The sequence below is a fragment of the Mycobacterium sp. 852002-51961_SCH5331710 genome, assembly GCF_001665535.1.
In the GTDB taxonomy this organism is placed as follows: Bacteria; Actinomycetota; Actinomycetes; order Mycobacteriales; family Mycobacteriaceae; genus Mycobacterium.
In genome coordinates, this window is record NZ_LZSQ01000019.1 from 51,061 (window position 1) to 67,333 (window position 16,273).

At 67.5% G+C, this 16,273-nt stretch carries 16 protein-coding genes; 4 read left to right on the top strand and 12 right to left on the bottom strand.

The genetic code is table 11. The annotated features are described in order from the left end of the window. Positions 1–12: 12 nt before the first annotated feature. The 8 genes from A5752_RS03205 to A5752_RS03240 all read right to left on the bottom strand — a co-directional run bounded on the left by A5752_RS03205 (position 13) and on the right by A5752_RS03240 (position 7,277). Positions 13–633, bottom strand: coding sequence for a TetR/AcrR family transcriptional regulator (locus A5752_RS03205; RefSeq protein WP_067081974.1), 621 nt, complete (start codon positions 631–633; stop codon positions 13–15). A 6-nt stretch (positions 634–639) separates the two neighbouring features. Then, positions 640–1,554: a hydroxymethylglutaryl-CoA lyase gene (locus A5752_RS03210; protein ID WP_067081977.1), complete on the bottom strand. Its 915-nt coding sequence runs from the start codon at positions 1,552–1,554 to the stop codon at positions 640–642. Next, on the bottom strand, positions 1,551–2,753 hold the full coding sequence (locus A5752_RS03215) for a CaiB/BaiF CoA transferase family protein (RefSeq protein WP_067081980.1): 1,203 nt from the start codon (positions 2,751–2,753) through the stop codon (positions 1,551–1,553). Before A5752_RS03215 ends, A5752_RS03210 begins: the two co-directional genes overlap by 4 nt. Next, a complete protein-coding gene (locus tag A5752_RS03220; RefSeq protein ID WP_067081983.1) occupies positions 2,750–3,943 on the bottom strand; it encodes an alpha/beta hydrolase family protein in 1,194 nt (397 codons plus the stop codon). Before A5752_RS03220 ends, A5752_RS03215 begins: the two co-directional genes overlap by 4 nt. Continuing rightward, the gene (locus A5752_RS03225; protein ID WP_067081986.1) at positions 3,940–5,034 is read right to left on the bottom strand and encodes a homogentisate 1,2-dioxygenase; all 1,095 of its coding nucleotides are present in this window, start codon (positions 5,032–5,034) and stop codon (positions 3,940–3,942) included. Before A5752_RS03225 ends, A5752_RS03220 begins: the two co-directional genes overlap by 4 nt. 76 nt (positions 5,035–5,110) lie before the next feature. Next, positions 5,111–5,500 (bottom strand): nitroreductase/quinone reductase family protein, encoded by a 390-nt coding sequence (locus A5752_RS03230; protein ID WP_067081989.1) that lies wholly within the window; start codon positions 5,498–5,500, stop codon positions 5,111–5,113. A 14-nt stretch (positions 5,501–5,514) separates the two neighbouring features. Further along, positions 5,515–6,684 (bottom strand): acyl-CoA dehydrogenase family protein, encoded by a 1,170-nt coding sequence (locus A5752_RS03235; protein ID WP_067081992.1) that lies wholly within the window; start codon positions 6,682–6,684, stop codon positions 5,515–5,517. A 35-nt stretch (positions 6,685–6,719) separates the two neighbouring features. Next, a complete protein-coding gene (locus tag A5752_RS03240) occupies positions 6,720–7,277 on the bottom strand; it encodes a TetR/AcrR family transcriptional regulator (RefSeq protein ID WP_067081995.1) in 558 nt (185 codons plus the stop codon). Positions 7,278–7,587: 310 nt separating this feature from the next. On the opposite strand from A5752_RS03240, the gene A5752_RS03245 reads away from it, so the two are divergent. Together A5752_RS03245 and A5752_RS03250 are read left to right on the top strand one after the other, a co-directional pair. Continuing rightward, positions 7,588–8,565 (top strand): esterase family protein, encoded by a 978-nt coding sequence (locus A5752_RS03245; RefSeq protein ID WP_067081998.1) that lies wholly within the window; start codon positions 7,588–7,590, stop codon positions 8,563–8,565. Positions 8,566–8,633: 68 nt separating this feature from the next. Continuing rightward, positions 8,634–9,632 carry an acrylyl-CoA reductase family protein gene (locus A5752_RS03250; protein ID WP_067082001.1) on the top strand — a complete coding sequence of 333 codons (999 nt, stop codon included), beginning with the start codon at positions 8,634–8,636 and terminating at the stop codon, positions 9,630–9,632. 83 nt (positions 9,633–9,715) lie between these two features. Here A5752_RS03250 and A5752_RS03255 read toward each other — a convergent pair whose 3' ends face one another. The 3 genes from A5752_RS03255 to hisN form a co-directional block, all read right to left on the bottom strand. After that, a complete protein-coding gene (locus tag A5752_RS03255; RefSeq protein ID WP_067082004.1) occupies positions 9,716–10,930 on the bottom strand; it encodes an acyl-CoA dehydrogenase family protein in 1,215 nt (404 codons plus the stop codon). A 23-nt stretch (positions 10,931–10,953) separates the two neighbouring features. Next, entirely contained in the window at positions 10,954–12,345 is a 1,392-nt protein-coding gene (locus A5752_RS03260; protein ID WP_067082007.1) for an acyl-CoA dehydrogenase family protein, read from the bottom strand. A gap of 96 nt (positions 12,346–12,441) precedes the next feature. After that, on the bottom strand, positions 12,442–13,239 hold the full coding sequence (gene hisN / locus A5752_RS03265; protein WP_067082011.1) for a histidinol-phosphatase: 798 nt from the start codon (positions 13,237–13,239) through the stop codon (positions 12,442–12,444). 23 nt (positions 13,240–13,262) lie between these two features. Between hisN and A5752_RS03270 the strand changes: the two genes are divergently transcribed. Next, a complete protein-coding gene (locus tag A5752_RS03270; RefSeq protein ID WP_067082014.1) occupies positions 13,263–13,634 on the top strand; it encodes a hypothetical protein in 372 nt (123 codons plus the stop codon). Here the strand turns inward: A5752_RS03270 and A5752_RS03275 are convergent, their stop codons facing one another. After that, positions 13,635–14,999 carry an FAD-dependent oxidoreductase gene (locus A5752_RS03275; protein WP_067082017.1) on the bottom strand — a complete coding sequence of 455 codons (1,365 nt, stop codon included), beginning with the start codon at positions 14,997–14,999 and terminating at the stop codon, positions 13,635–13,637. A gap of 161 nt (positions 15,000–15,160) precedes the next feature. Here A5752_RS03275 and prfB point away from each other — a divergent pair, with 161 nt between their 5' ends. After that, on the top strand, positions 15,161–16,267 hold the full coding sequence (gene prfB / locus A5752_RS03280) for a peptide chain release factor 2 (RefSeq protein ID WP_067082020.1): 1,107 nt from the start codon (positions 15,161–15,163) through the stop codon (positions 16,265–16,267). The last annotated feature ends 6 nt before the right edge of the window (positions 16,268–16,273 follow it).

Sequence of the window (16,273 nt, forward strand, 5' to 3'; positions counted from 1 at the left end):
CCTTTCCGGGTTTCAGAACCCGTACAGCGTCTTCTTCCAGATCCTCGATAGCGTCACGATCGCATCCTCGTCGGTCAGCTCGACACCGAGGCCCGACGTTCCGACGAAGACGGTGGTGAAGTTCTCGAACAGCAGCGCGATGGCCGCCGCGGTGTGCTCGGGATTGAGCTCGGCGCCGTAGCCCTGCTCCTGCGCCCTGCGCACCGAGGCGGCCACGATCTCCATCCCGAACCGGCGAAACTCGTTCTGCACCGCGGCGAATCGGGGTTGTGTCGCGGCCAGCTGCGCGACCGCGATCATGATGCCGATGTTCTGTTTGAACATGTTCCAGTAGCCCGTGACCACGGAGCGGAAGAACGCGTCGTCATCGGGTGATTCCGGCAGGTCGAGAGCCCCGCCGGAGGGGGCCACCACCTCGCGGAGAAACGACTGCGCGAGCACCGCAAGCAGATCTTCCTTGTCGGCGAAGTACCGGTAGAACGCCGCGGGCGACTTACCCGCCGCGGAGGTGATGTCGCCGAGCGTCGTCCCGTGGAAACCCCGTTCCGCGAACAGCTTTCGCGCGGCCTGCTCGATGGCCTCGCGGGTCTGGCGGCCCTTGGCGCTCAGGGCGGTCGACGGTCCGGTGGGCACGTCGGCTCAGTTCAGGATTCGGTCGCCGGCGCGCAGCAGCGAACTCGGCAGGTCATGTCCGACCAGGCGTTGCGCGAGACCCGCCGCCTCGATCGCGGCGCTGAGGTCGACGTCGACGCCGATCCCGCTGTCGCGCAACAGGTATACGAGGTCTTCGGTGGCGATGTTGCCGCTGGCGCCGGGCGCGAACGGGCAGCCGCCGAGCCCGCCCACCGAAGCGTCCAGCCGGGTGACGCCCGCCGTGACGGCCGCGTAGGCGCTGGCCAGCCCGGCTCCGCGGGTGTTGTGAAAGTGTGCGCCGAGCGGGACATCACCGATCAGCGGGCGCAGTGCCTCGATCGTCTCCGTCACCCGCCGCGGGGTCGTCGTCCCGATGGTGTCGGCGATCGCCAACCGGTCGACCTCGCTCGACAGTGCGGTGGTCATAACGTCGACGACGCGCTGGTGCGGGGTGGGTCCGTCGAACGGGCAGTCCCACGTGGTCGCGACGATGACCTCGACGGTCGCCCCGCTGTCGTGGGCGATCGCCGTGATCTCCGGAATCAGCGCCGTCGCCTCCGCGGACGTGCGGCCCACGTTGGCTCGGCTGTGGCCATCGGCGGCCGACACCACGTACTCGATCGACGACAACCCCGCCGCGATCGCGCGTTTGGCGCCGTTCGGGCTGGCCACCAGTGCCGAGAACTCGATGTCGTGCGAGTCGCGGTACTCCTGCAGATGCGCGGCCAACTCGGCGGCGTCGGCCAGGGCGGGCACCTTCGACGGCGAGACGAACGCCGTCGCCTCCATCTCGCGCACCCCGGTGGTGGCGACCGCGGCGAGCAGTTCGAGCTTGGCCGACAACGGAATCGGGTCTTCGATCTGCAAGCCGTCGCGCAGCGAGACGTCGCGGATCCGTACGTGTTCGGGTAGCTGGTTCACAGCACTCCCTCCGCCTTCAGCGCGTCGAGTTCGGCGGGACTCCTGCCGAGCAGGCCGCGGTAGACCTCGTCGTTGTGTTGGCCGGGTGCGGCCGGCCCCGCATAGCGCACCGTGCCGGGCGTCTCCGAGAGCACCGGCACCACACCGGGTCCCAGCACGGACCGCCCGACCCGCTCGTCCCAGTGCTCGACGAGCATCCCGCGGGCCCGCAGCTGCGGGTCCTCCACGACCTCGGCGACCGTGTTGATCGGACCGGCGATCACCCCTGCGGCACTGAGCGTTTCGATGATGTCACCGGGCGCGCGTTCAGCGGCCCAGTCGCCGATGATCTTGTCCAGTTCGTCCTGGTTGCGCCCGCGGGCGACGTGGTTGGCGAACCGGTCGTCGGTGGCCAGCTCGGGGCGGCCCATGGCGCCGCAAAGTCGGCGAAAGACGGTGTCCTGGTTGGCCGCGATCACCACCCAGCTACCGTCGGCGCTGCGGTAGATGTTCGACGGCGCGATGCCCTCCAGCCGCGTGCCCGACGGGCCGCGCACCACGCCACCGACGTCGTAGTCGGGGATGGTGGATTCCTGTACCGCCAGGCAGGCCTCGGTGAGCGCGGCGTCCACGACCTGTCCCTCGCCGGTGACCGTGCGCCGGTACAGCGCCGCCAACGCGCCCTGCGCGGCGAACATGCCCGCGAGGCTGTCACCCAGCGAAAGCGCCAGCCGCGGCGGCGGGCCGCCGGGGAAACCGTTCATGTGCCGCAGTCCGCTGGCGGCCTCGGCGACCGAGGCGTAGCCGGCCTTGTGCGCCTCGGGACCGGTCTGGCCGTAGCCGGAGACGCGGACCAGGATGATTCCGCGATTGCGTTCGCGCAGCACGTCGTAACCGAGATTCCACTTCTCGAGCGTGCCCGGCCGGAAGTTCTCGACGATGATGTCGGAGCGCTCGACGAGGTCGAGAAACAGCGCACGACCGCCGTCGGTCCGCAGGTTCAGCGTGACGGCTTTCTTGTTGCGTGCGTGCACGGTCCAGAAGAAGTGGTGCCCGTCGAGCTCGGCCTGCCCCCAGGTGCGCAGCGGATCCGGCGCGCCCGGTGGTTCGATCTTGATGACCTCGGCGCCCATGTCGCCGAGCAGTCGACCCGCGAACGGGCCGGAGATCAGCGTGCCGACCTCGATGACCCGGATACCGTCCAGCGGGCCGGTGGTCATAGCGAGAACCCGTGCCTGTGCAGCCAGTCCGTGCAGATCGCGACGGCCTTCGCGCGCGTCTCGCGCTGATCGGGACCGGAGTAGTAGTGGTTGGCGCCCGGGATTTCGTACATCTCCTTGTCCGGATGCCCGATCGCCTCGTAGAGCCTGCGGGTGTGGCTCGGCGTGCAGGCGTCGTCGGCGAGGTTGCCGATCACCAGGGTGGGCACCGCGATGTCGGGTCCACACTTCACCGCGTCGCCGTTGGCGTCGTCGTAGCTCCACTGCGACAGCCAGCTGCGCAGCGTGCAGAAGCGGGCCAGCCCCACCGGGCTGTTGTTCACCACCTGAGGATCACCCAGGTAGGTCATCCGCGGCGCCCGTTCGTTCGGATCGACCGCAGGATCCAGCCACCGCGGGTCGGCCATCGTGCCGTGCACGACGAAACCGAACTCGTCCTCGGGCCGTCCGGCGGCCTTCAGTTCCGCCAGTTTGTCCTTGACCCACACGGTGATTCGGCGGTTGCGGGCGATTTGCGCCGCGCGGTAGCGCTCGAGGAACTCCTCGGTGTAGGGCGGCTGGTTGGGGTTGTCCGGGTTGTACAGGTCCAGCTCGGGATCGCGCTTGGAGGGGTCTGACTCGTCGAGGATCGAGGCGTCCAGCCACTCGGTGAGCGTGCCGTGCCGGCTGACGTGCGCCGCGAGCAGCATGATCCCGTCGGCGGGAATCAGGTCGAGCTTGGTCAGGTCCGGGCCGTCGCCCGACGGGCTGGCGGTGATCGTGGGGTTCTGGGCCTGCTGCTGGTAGAACACCGACAGCGAACCGCCGCCGCTCCACCCGGCGAGCACCACCTTCGAGTAGCCCAGCCGGTTCTTGGCGTCCTTGATGCACTCGCCAAGGTCCTCGACGACCTTCTCCATCAACAGCGCCACGTCCGTCCCGCGGAATCTGCTGTTGCAGTAGATGACGTGATGGCCGGCGCGGGCCAGCGCGTTGATCATCGGCAGGTAGGCGCCGCCGCCGATCGGGTGCATGAACACCAGCACGGTATCGCTCGGTTTGTCCTTCGGCTTGAGCAGGTAGCTCTCCATCACGACGAGTTCGGCAACCCCGCCGTAGGTGTCGCGAACACCCGAGTTGTTCTGGAAGGCAACGAGATAGGGAATGCGGTCGTACTCGTAGCGCACCGGCGACTCGGTCGTCTGCGTCACGAGTGCTGCCCCAGATCGTTCGCCAGCACCTCGGCCGACGGCGTGAGTCGCCTGGTGGTGTCGACCGAGATCACGTACCAACCGACGCGGTCCTGTTCGTCGAACTTGCGCCGCGCCCGCTCGCGCGCCTTCTCCGGTGCGCCGTGGTGTACGCCCTGCGGGGCGTGGCTGACGAGACCGGGCGGCATCGGGATGCCGAACAGGTCACCGCCGTGGAAGAAGGAGACCTCGTCGTAGTCGACGTTGCGGTGATACCACGGCGGACGCTCGGTGCCGGGCACGCTTTCGGCGGGCCGGGGTAGGAAGTTCATCACTGCAACACCCGTCGCCTGCATGAACAGGTGCACGGTCGGGGGGAGGTGCACGCTCTCGCTGGCGATGACGTTGTAGTCGGCGATGTTGAACGTGAACGGGAAGTTGTCGCCGCGCCACCCCTCGACGTCCATCGGATTGTGTTGGTAGAACAGCGATGTCGGTCCGCCCTCGTGAACGAGACGAACTTCGTATTCGGCACGACCGTCATCGTCGATCGGCTGCGGGTCGGGCACCGTGGCCTGTGACGGGTCGAACGGGAAGTGCCTGCCCAGCGGTCCCGGCGGCGGAACGCGGAACTCGTCGGTGGCCTCGATCATCAACAGGGTCGTTTCGGCGTCGGGTATCTGGCGCCACGTCGTCGCCTTCGGCATGTAGACCCAGTCACCCTCGCGATAGCGCAGCGGGCCGAACTCCGTCTCGAGCAGACCCGTGCCGCGGTGCACGAACGACAGCAGGTCGCCGTCCACGTGGCGCACGTAGAACGGCATCTCCTCGCTGCGCCGGCTCAGCGAGATCCGGCAGTCCGGGTTGCTGAAGAGCAGCAGGGGCGTGCCCGCGGGATCGGTGGCGTCGCTGGGCTTGAGCTCGCTGGTCATCACGTCGACCGGGCGCAGCGGCCCCGACGCCCGATACGCCGTGGGGTCGTGGCGGCGGTAGATGTTCGCAGTGCGCCCGACGAATCCGCCGCGGCCGAGTTCGTCGTCCTTTAGTCCGTCGAGGTCGGCGTGCAGGCGCTTGGGGGTGCGGCCCTTGCGCAGGTGGACAAACGATTCCATGGTTCGCTCCATCGACGGTGACGGCGGGCCGGACGCCCAGAACTAAAACTGACTTTAGTTTTACCTACAGTGCGAGTCAATCCTCGAGGTCGACCCGGATGGTCAGCAGTTTCGTACCGAAGGTCCGCACCCCGAAACTGTTGAACTGCGGCAGCGATCGCAACCGCTCATGCGGATCGTCATCCGCGACGATGTGTGCGATTCCCTTGTGCCACTTGCCGTTCAGCCGAACCCGCACCGCGGGGTTCGCTCGGATGTTCTTGACATACTGCGAGTTGTCGCCGAATTCGGACACGAACCAGAACTCGTTGCCCACCCGGCTACCGCCGAGCGGGGTGCGCCGGGGTTGGCCGGTCTTGCGTCCCGTCGTCTCCAGCAAGGTCTGGAACGGCAGATGCCGCATCACCCGATTGGCGACGTTCTTCTGGAACAGCTTGGTGACTCGATCGCGCAAGTCCTCGGCCATGGTTACCCCTTCGGTCACACCATCGCGGTCCGTGACACCTTCATACCCAACCTCAGCGCCCCGGCGAGTTCGCGGCTGGTGTCGTAGTCGAACACGACGTGACCGGCCACGACGTCGACGTCGCGCTTGATCCGCTGGAGCGGGTTGTCGACGAAATGCGCGCTGGCGCCGGAGGCTTCGAGCAGCAGCCCGATCACCGCGCGCGATTCGTGCACGATGTGCGCGGCCGCCATCCGGGCCGCACCGCGCACCGGTCTGGGCACGGCGTCGCCGGCGGCGACGATCGTCTCGATCTCGCCGACGGTGTCGGCCAGCAGACCGCGCAGCGCCCGCAGTCGCACTTCGGCCTCCCCGAGGCGGGCCTGTGCGATCGGCTTGTCCTTTTGCATGACGCCCTCGTACGCCAGCACCCGTCCCGCGAGCCGCTCGGCGTAGATCTCGGCGACACGTTCGGCGCTGCCCAGGGCCGGCATCGCGGCCAGCAGCGCGAGAGCGGGCACCATCGGCCAGCGGTAGGTGTCGGCGTCGTGTAGCGCCGACCCGGGGGCGGTGCCGGTGTAGATGTCGACGACCCGGACCAACCGGTGGTCGGGCACGAACACGTCGTCGATCACGACGTCGTTCGATCCGGTGGCGCGCATGCCGTCGGTGTGCCAGACGTCGTCGATCATGGCGTCGTCGATCGGCAATAGGGCGAGCGCGGGATAGATGGCGGCCATATCGTCTTCGGGGCCGCAGAGCGCGCCGACCATGATCCAGTTGCCGTGCATGACGCCGGTGGCCCATGACCACCGGCCGCTCAGCCGTATGCCGCCGTCGGCGGGCAGGCCCCGACCCGTCGGCGCCAGGGGAGCGGGGGCGAGGAACGGGCGCGTCGTGAACGCCTCCTCCTGGGCGCGCTCGTCGAACAACGCCAGCATCCAGTTGTGCAGCATGTAGAAGCCGATCGTCCACGCGGTGGACGCGCAGCCGTGCGCCATCCGCCGGACCGGATCGAAGATCGCCGGAAGCGGCGCCTGCATGCCGCCGTACCGCGCGGGCACCAGCAGGTCGGTCACCCCCGACGCCAGAAGCTCATCGACCGTCGCCTGCGGCAACTGGCGCAATCGCTCGGCCTCGGCCGCCCGATCGGCGAGCCGGTCGACGAAATCCGCGTCGACCAGCGGAAGAGCCGAGGCCGTCATGGGCCAGGACGTTACCATACTTTTTTGTATGGAAACTAGCGCGCGAACATGATGTCGAGGAACCGTTCCCGCCGCGCCGCAGCCCTCGCGCTCGCCTTCGACCCGGACAAGTGCAAAAAGCCGATACCGGCCGCGAAGGTGGCGTTGGCGCGCAGGTCGGCCTCCTCGAGGTCGAACCCGTCCTCGATGAACGCCTGCCGGACGGCCTCGAGAACCCGCCGGTCCGAGGCGCGCACGCCCGCGGCGACCTCCTCGTCGGTGCGGGCCCACTCCCGCATCGCCCGTTCCAGCGTCCGGTGCCGGGCGTCGACCAGCGCGCTCATCATGCGAGAGAGCCGCTCGCGCGGTGGCAGGTCGCTCAGCGCCGCGAAGTGCCGCCGGTCGTCGTCGCGTACCTCGCCCCATGCGCTGACCAGCGCCGATCGATAACCGGCCATGTCGGTGAAATGCCAGTAGAAGCTGCCCTTGGTGGCGCCGACACACTCACACAGCGCGTCCAGCTTGAGTGCCTTGATGCCTCGCTCGGCGAGGATCTCGTAGCCGGCCTGGATCCAGTCGTCGACAGACAGTCGCGGCGTGCGGGCCGGTGCCATATGCGGAAGCCTACGGGTGCGCACAGCGACCGCTGAGGCACGATAGAGGGCGTTTTCGACCGTCCCGCGGGCAACAATTTGCTCACAGAAAGCGGCGCGCGGGACCGCCCGGGGTTTCTCCTGCGCTGATCATCATGTTTTACTGCACACGCGACAACTGAAATTTTCTCGGTCCGTTCGACGGCCCCGGGTCCAGTCGAGCGGGCATGACAGCGCAGTGGAGCAGCCGCTGCGGTGTCGATGGCGATCGCTCGATCGCGGACGGAACGGCCTCCTAAGTGGCAAACCGGAAGATGGATGGACTTGCAGAATGAGCTTGATTGACAGAATTCGCGGCCCCTGGGCGCGGCGCTTCGCGGTGGCGGCCATCGCGGCGGCCCTGTTGCCGGGTTTCGTGAGCCTCGCCGGCCAGTCAGCCTCCGCTGGGGCGTTCTCCCGGCCCGGCCTGCCGGTCGAGTACCTGATGGTGCCGTCGCCGTCGATGGGGCGCGACATCAAGGTGCAGTTCCAGAAGGGCACCGGCTCCAAGGCGGTGTACCTGCTCGATGGCCTGCGCGCTCGCGACGACTACAACGGCTGGGACCTCGAGACCCAGGCGTTCGAGTGGTTCTACGAGACGCCGCTGTCGCTGGTCCTGCCCGTGGGCGGCCAGTCCAGCTTCTACTCCGACTGGTACGCGCCGGCCTGCGGTAAGGCCGGATGCCAGACCTACAAGTGGGAGACGTTCCTGACCAGCGAGCTGCCGCAGTGGCTCGCCGCCAACAGGGGCGTGTCCACCACCGGCAACGCCGCGGTCGGCCTGTCGATGTCGGGTAACTCGGCGATGATCCTGTCCGTCTACCACCCGGACCAGTTCATCTACGCCGGCGCGCTGTCTGCGTTCCTGAACCCGTCGGAGGGCCAGTGGCCGTTCCTGATCAACATGGCGATGGGCGACGCGGGCGGCTTCAAGGCCAACGACATGTGGGGTCCGACCGAGGACCCGAACAGCGCCTGGAAGCGCAACGACCCGATGTTGCAGATCCCGACCCTGGTCGCGAACAACACCCGGTTGTGGGTGTACTGCGGTAACGGCACGCCCAACGAGCTGGGTGGTGCGAACCTGCCCGCCGAGTTCCTCGAGGGCCTGACGATCCGCACGAACATCACGTTCCGCGACAACTACATCGCCGCGGGCGGAAACAACGGTGTGTTCAACTTCCCGCCGTACGGCACGCACAGCTGGGAGTACTGGGGTGCTCAGTTGCAGGAGATGAAGCCTGACCTGATCTCGCATCTCGGTTCGTAAAGCACGTCAAGAGTCCCCGGGCGCAGCACGCGTCCGGGGACTTTTGTCTGTGGTGAACAATGAGCGTCATGAGCGCAGTCAACGCCCTGGTCGCACATCAGGACTCCGCGGGAGAGATCTCCCTGCGGCACGAAGTCGTCGACGACGCATTGCTGCCCGACGGTGAGGTCACGATCTCCGTCGAGTACTCGGGGATCAACTACAAGGACGCACTGGCGGTGACGCCCAACGGCGGTGTGGCCCGGTCGTATCCGCTCATCCCCGGTATCGACGTGGCCGGCACCGTCACTGCGTCGTCGTCATCGGACTTCGCGGTGGGTGACCGGGTCGTCGCGCACGGCTACGACATCGGCACCGGCAGGCACGGCGGCTACGCCGACACCGCCCGTTTCCCGGCCGACTACGTGGTCAAGCTCGACGGGTTGACGACGGGCGAAGCCGCCGCGATCGGAACCGCCGGCTTCACCGCGGCCATGAGCGTCAACGCGATTCGCGCGCACGGCGTCCGGCCGCAGGACGGGCCGGTGCTGGTCACCGGTGCGACCGGAGGCGTCGGCAGCATCAGCGTCGACCTGCTGGCCGGGCTCGGCTACGAGGTGATCGCTTCCTCGGGGAAGGCCGAAGCCCACGACTATCTGATGGGCCTCGGCGCGTACCAGGTGATCGGACGGCTGCCCGAGGAGGGGGAGAAGGTTCGTCCGCTCGGCAAGTCCAAATGGGCGGCCGTGGTCGACAGCGTCGGCGGTGACACCCTCGCGTATGCATTGAGCACGCTGAATTACGCTGGTGTCGCGGCGATTTCGGGTCTGGCCCGGTCCGCCGACCTCCCGACGACGGTGATGCCGTTCATCCTGCGCGGCGTCACGCTCGCCGGGATCGACTCCGTGCAGCTCGCCATCGGACCGCGCCGCGAGATCTGGAAGCAGCTCGAAGGCGAGCTCAGGCCCAAGCACCTAGCGGACGTCACGAAGGACGTCACGATATTGGACGCTCCGCACACCCTGCGCACGATCATCGGCGGCGGCGTCACCGGCCGCACCCGTGTGGTCGTGCACGACGGCTTCTGATTCCCTGGCGAGCAGACGCGAAACTGCCCAAAATCGCCGCGAAATGGGCAGTTTTACGTCTGCTCGGCGACCCGGGCGAGGAGCTACTTCAGCTCGGCCGACGACAGTCCGAGCAGGCGCCGCGCGACCACGAGCAGCTGAATCTGTTGGGTACCCTCGAAGATGTCGAGGATCTTGCTGTCGCGCGCCCACTTCTCCAGCAGCGTGACCTCCGAGTAGCCGACGGTGCCCGCGAGTTCGACGGCCTTGAGGGTGATGTCACTGGCCACCCGGCCGGCCTTGGCCTTGCCCATCGACGCTTCCTTCGAGTTCGGAATGTCGTTGTCGGCCTGCCACGCCGAGCGCACCGTCAGCAGATACGCCGCTTCCCAATCGGATTCCATCCGCAGGAACTCCGCGGCCGGTGCGCTCTGAGCGTGTGAGGGCTTGTCGTAGGAGATCTCGACACCGGCGTCGGTGAGCAGCTTGCGCAGCTCCTCCAGCGCGGCACGGGCGATGCCGACGGCCATCGCGGCGACGACGGGCCGGGTGTTGTCGAACGTCTCCATGACCCCGGCAAAACCCTTCTCCACGTGGACCTCCGGGCTGCCCAGCAGGTTCTCCTTGGGGATCCGGACGTTGTCGAACCGGATGACCGCAGTGTCGGAGGCCTTGATGCCGAGCTTGTCCTCGAGCCGTTCGACCGTCACACCGGGGTGTTCGCGCGGCACGATGAACGACTTGATCGCCGCGCGGCCCAAAGACTTGTCCAGCGTCGCCCACACCACGATGTGGGTGGCCCGCGAGCCTGCCGTGACGAAGATCTTCTCGCCGTTGATCACGTACTCGTCGCCGTCGAGCTTCGCCGTCGTCGACACCGCCGCCGAATCGGAGCCGAAGCCGGGTTCGGTGATCGCCATCGCCGCCCACACGTCCTTGCCCAGCCGTTCGAGCTGTTCAGGGGTGGCGACGCTGGAGATGGCGGCGTTGCCGAGCCCCTGGCGCGGCACCGAGAGCATCAATGCCACGTCGCCCCAACTGATCTCCATCACGTTCAGCACGGCCGACATGTTCGCGCCGTTGTGATTGACGTCCTTTGGCTCGTCGCCACCGGCGAACGCCTCGGCGCCGGCGAACGCGACGGTCTTGGCGCCCTGAATCCCCTCGAAGAGGGTGGCGAGGGTGTCGAGCTCCACCGGGTACTCGTGTTCGCGCAGATCCCACTTGCGGGATATGGGGCGCAGCATCTCGGCGGCTCCCTGGTGCGCTTTCTCAATGACCGCCTCGAGTTTGCGCGGTAGCTCCAGATTGATTGCCATGGTTCGACTTTCGCTCGTAAGACTCAGATGACTACAACGCCCTCGGCGACGCCGATGGCACGCAGATCGCGGTACCAGCGCTCAACGGGGTGTTCCTTGGTGTAACCGTGGCCGCCGAGAAGCTGCACACCGTCCAGGCCGATCTGCATTCCCTTGTCGGTTCCCAGCCGCTTGGCCAGCGCGGCTTCGCGGGCGAACGGCAGGCCCTGGTCGGCCCGCGATGCGCCGCGCCAGGTAATCAGGCGCAGACCGTCGAACTCGATCGCCATGTTGGCGCACATGAAAGCGACCGCCTGGCGGTGCGCGATCGGTTCGCCGAAAGCTTGGCGCTCCTTGACATATGGCACGACGTAGTCGAGCACCGCATGCGAGGTTCCGACGGCCAGCGCCGCCCAGCCGAGCCGAGACAGCGCGAGCGCCTCCGAGTAATCCTCATCGTTGGCGCCCTCTTCGCCGAGCCGCGCCGACAGTGGCACGGTGACCCCGTCGAGCGACACCTGACCGATCGCGGCCCCGCGGATTCCCATACCCGGGTCCGGCGTGACGCTGAGCCCCTTCGACGACGATTCGACGATGAACAGCGCGGGCTTGCCATTGAGTTGCGCTGCGACGATGAATAATTCGGCGTTCGCGGCCGCCGGCACCAACGACTTCACGCCGTCGAGGCGGTAACCGCTCGGCGTGCGCACGGCCGTGGTCTTCAACGCGGTCGGATCGAACAGCGGACGCGGTTCGGCGATCGCGACGCAGGACTGCGGGACGTTCTCGCCCGCGAACTCCTTCAGATAGGTGGCCTGCTGATCGGCGCTGCCCCAATGCGTGAGCGCCGATGCGACGCCCGCGGGAGCCAGGATCGGAAGCGCGAGGCCCATGTCGCCGTAAGCGAGCGCCTCGGCGACAAGGACATTGGTGACGGCCGCCCGGTGCGCGGCGATGCCCTCGAAATCTTCGGGCACGTTGATCGCGGTGATGCCGAGTTCGGACGCCTTGGCCACGAGGTCGACGGGGTAGTCGGCGGCCTCGTCGGCTTCTCGCGCCGCCGGGCGGATGACTTCGTCGGCGAACTCGCCGACCGTCTCGACGATCATCTGCTGTTCGTCGTCGGGGGTGAGATCGAAGTAGTCCGATCCGCTCTTCTTCAGCCGCGTCGGGCCGCTCTGATTACCCGACACGCGCTTGAACTGTCGGTTGGCGGCGCCCGCGACAGAGAAGACCTGCTTGACGCCGTACTTCAACCCGCGGTTGAGCGGGTCACGCAGGTTGTAGCGATCCAAGAACTCCTGACCGACCAGGGGAGTGACCAGCGCGAGCCCGAGATCGGTTGCGGAGCGCTTGTGTTTCTTCAAGCCGACGGCACTTTCCTTGCCGCTGCGCTTGGGCTTGGATCCGTTTTTCGACGGCAGGTTCTTGCTCATTTCGACTGCCTCGCTTTGATTGGGGACGTCCGAACTCGTCGAACTGACTCCAGAGTAAGGTATCGGAACTGACTCACAAGTAAGTTGTTGTCGAACTCACAGCAGCCGACGCAGAACCTCATCGTGTAGCAGGCCGTTGGTCGCGACCGCGCTGCCACCGTGAGGCCCATCCTCGCCATCGAGGTTGGTGAAACGGCCCCCGGCCTCGCGCACCAAGACGTCGAGTGGCGCCAGGTCCCACGTCGACACCTCGGGCTCCATCGCGATGTCGACGGCGCCCTCCGCGACGAGGCAGTAGTTGTAGAAGTCGCCGTAGCCGCGCACCCGCCACACGGCGTCGGTCAGCGCGACGAACCGTTCGCGGATGCCGCGGTCGGCCCAGCCCGAGAGGCTGGAGAACGCCAGGCTCGCCGAGCCGAGGTCATCGACCTTCGACACGGTCAAATGTCGCTCCGCTTGCCCGCTCACCCGCGCGAACGCGCCCCGGCCGGCCACCGCCCACCACCGACGATGCAGCGCGGGCGCACTCACCACGCCGAGCACCGGAACGCCGTCGTGCAACAGCGCGATCAGCGTCGCCCACACCGGCACGCCGCGCACGAAATTCTTGGTCCCGTCGATCGGGTCGACGACCCACTGCCTGCCCACGAATTCCTTCGTCCCACCGAACTCCTCGCCGAACACCGAATCGTTCGGGCGCTCCCGCTCGAGTCGCTGCCGGATCATCGACTCGACCTCGAGGTCGGCATCCGTGGCGGGGGTCAGGTCGGGTTTGGTTTCGACGACGAGGTCCACCGCGCCGAAGCGGGCCATCGTCCTGGCGTCCGATTCATCGGCCAGGGTAAGCGCCAGTGCCAGATCGTCCGCCCCACTCGCGCTCGCCTCGGAATCCATGCCTGTCGTCCTACCATGTCGGGATGTGGGAATTCGCGGTGATAGTGCTGCTGGTTGGTGCGCTGGTGCTGCTGGCCCGGCCGATGCTGATGCGCCGCCGCGGCGCCCCGACCGACTGGCCCTCGGGTCAGTTGCTGGTCACCGGCGTCAGCCCGCGACCCACTGACGTGACCGGGCCCCAGTACGTGACGATCACCGGCGTTATCAACGGCCCCACGGTTAACGAGCACGTCGTATACCAGCGGCTCGAGGTGGACGTCGACGACTGGCCGACAATGGGCCAGCTGTTCCCGGTCGTCTACTCGCCGAAGAACCCCGACAACTGGCGGTTCGCGCCGCAGGGCCTGCCGCCGGACGCCGCGCCGCCGCCTCCGCCGCCGCAGCCGTACGCCTGATCAGCCGTGCCCGATCCTCAGCATTTCGGCCACGCTGGTCAGCTTGACGCGCGGCCGTCCATGCGGTTCGCCCGCTGACCGTTCGTACTCGTCGATCAGCCGCCAGTGGTCGTCGGTGATGACCTTCGGCTGCCGCTCGACCAGCCATTCCGCCAGCCGCCTCGAGTGGTTCTCGTCGAAGTCGGACAACTGCGCATCGGACAGATCGGCGATCAGCGTGTCGACCGTTTCCTGCGAGTCGCTCTTGTTGCTGCCGATGACGCCGGTCGGGCCCCGCTTGATCCAGCCGACGACGTACTCGTTGCGGCTGCCGTCCACGCGGCCGCCGGTGTGCGGGATCGTGCCGCTGCGTTCGTCGAACGGCAGGCCCGGTGTCGGCACACCGCGATAGCCCACCGCGCGCACCACCAGCTGGGCCGGCACCTCCTCGCGTTCGCCGGTGTCCTTCGCGACGATGCGGCCGTTCTCCTCGACCAGCTCGTTGCGCCCGAGCACGATCGACTCCACGCGCCCGTCGCCCTTGATCTCGATCGGCGAGGTGCGGAACCGGAACACGATGCGACGCTTGGCGTTCTTCGGTGTCTGCTCGGCGTAGCCGCGCAACACCTTGATGTTGTTGCGGACGGTCTTGCCCGCCGCCTCGAGGTCCTCGTCGGTGATGTCGGCGAAGTCGGCGGGATCGATGATGACATCGACGTCGCCGAGCCCCTCGAGGTGTCCGAGCTCGCGCAGCTCCAGGGTGGTGAACGGCGCCTGCAACGGACCGCGCCTGCCGACGACGAGGACCTCCTCGACCCCGCGGTCGTGCAGCGACTTCAATGCGTGGTCAGCGATGTCCGTCGCGGCCAGCACATCGGGGTCGGTGACGAGGATCCGCGCGACATCGAGTGCGACGTTGCCGTTGCCGATCACGACGGCGCGGCCGCTGGAGATGTCCGGCGCGATCTCCTCGAAGTGCGGGTGCGCGTTGTACCAGCCGACGAAATCGACGGCGGCGACGCTGCCGGGCAGGTCCTCGCCCGGGATGCCCAGCGCCCGGTCCGACTGCGCACCGACTGCATAGATCACCGCGTCGTACTGTTCGGCCAACTCGGCGGGATGCACGTGCTCGCCGACCGCGACGTTGCCGAAGAACCGGAACCGCGGATCGAGGGCCGTCTTCTCGAACTGGGCGCTGATCGACTTGATCTTCGGATGGTCGGGGGCCACACCCGAGCGCACCAGCCCCCAGGGGGTCGGGAGCATCTCGAGCATGTCGACGCGCACGTCGGCGTCTTCGGCGGAGTCGGCGAACTTGAGCAACGACGCGGCGGCGAAGTAACCCGAAGGCCCTGAGCCGACGATCGCCACGTGGTAGGGGCGCATGGATACCTTTTGTCGAGTTTCCTGTCGCTGACCGGCCTCGCGCAGGGGGCTGTCGCGTCGGGGCCGGGCGGTTACGCCTCCGATGCTAGAACGCGCACCGCGTTCGGTGCCGCCAGTCGTGAGAACCGGCCTCGATCGGCACCCGGGTAACCTGAACTCCCGTGGATCCTGACCGTCAAGCCGACCTCGCCGCCCTTGACTCCACCCTGACCACGGTGGAGCGGGTGCTCGACGTCGAGGGCCTCCGCGGTCGCATCGAGAAGCTCGAGCACGAGGCCTCCGACCCGAACCTGTGGGACGACCAGACGCGTGCTCAGAAGGTGACCAGCGAGCTGTCGCACGCGCAGGGCGAGTTGCGGCGCGTCGAGGAGCTGCGGCAGCGGCTCGACGACCTGCCGGTGATGTACGAGCTGGCCGCCGAAGAGGGCAGTGCCGACGAACTCGCCGAGGCCGACGCGGAGCTGGGCAAGCTGCGCGAGGACATCGAGGCGATGGAGGTCCGCACGCTGCTGTCCGGCGAGTACGACGAGCGCGAGGCCGTCGTCACCATCCGCTCGGGGGCCGGCGGGGTGGACGCCGCGGACTGGGCCGAGATGTTGATGCGCATGTACATCCGCTGGGCCGAACAGCACGACTATCCCGTCGAGGTCTTCGACATCTCCTACGCCGAAGAGGCGGGCATCAAGAGCGCGACCTTCGCCGTGCACGCGCCGTTCGCCTACGGCACGCTGTCGGTCGAGCAGGGCACCCACCGCCTGGTGCGCATCAGCCCGTTCGACAACCAGAGCCGCAGGCAGACGTCGTTCGCCGACGTCGAGGTGTTGCCGGTGGTCGAGACCACCGACCACATCGAAATCCCGGAAAGCGATGTGCGCGTTGACGTCTACCGCTCCAGCGGGCCGGGCGGGCAGTCGGTGAACACCACGGACTCGGCGGTCCGGCTGACCCACATCCCGACGGGCATCGTGGTGACGTGTCAGAACGAGAAGTCGCAGCTGCAGAACAAGGTTTCGGCGATGCGGGTTCTGCAGGCAAAACTGTTGGAGCGCAAGCGCTTGGAAGAGCGCGCCGAGATGGACGCCCTCAAGGGCGACGGCGGCAGCTCGTGGGGCAACCAGATGCGGTCCTACGTGCTGCACCCCTACCAGATGGTCAAGGACCTGCGCACCGAGTTCGAGGTCGGCAACCCGGCCGCGGTGCTGGACGGGGACATCGACGGATTTCTGGAAGCCGGGATCCGTTGGCGCAAGAGCCAATCAGACGATTAGCGCCGA